The organism is Streptobacillus felis (assembly GCF_001559775.1).
In the GTDB taxonomy this organism is placed as follows: Bacteria; Fusobacteriota; Fusobacteriia; order Fusobacteriales; family Leptotrichiaceae; genus Streptobacillus; species Streptobacillus felis.
Map to the genome: position 1 here is coordinate 1 of NZ_LOHX01000039.1, position 223 is coordinate 223.

1 pseudogene is annotated in these 223 nt (G+C 39.5%); it reads left to right on the forward strand.

Annotated elements, in window-relative coordinates:
• Nucleotides 1-223, forward strand: a pseudogene (locus AYC60_RS00630) (V-type ATP synthase subunit A); the annotation flags it as partial.

Sequence of the window (223 nt, forward strand, 5' to 3'; positions counted from 1 at the left end):
TATCTAAAGGTGGAACAGCCTGTGTTCCAGGACCTTCTGGATCTGGTAAAACAGTAGTTCAACATCAATTTGCTAACTGGGGAGATGCACAAGTCGCTGTCTATGTAGGTTGTGGCGAACGTGGAAATGCAATGACAGACGATTTAATGGAGCTTCCTGAAATTATAGATCCATTAACAAGTAATTCTTTAATGCAAAGAACAGTGATAATAGCAAATACTTC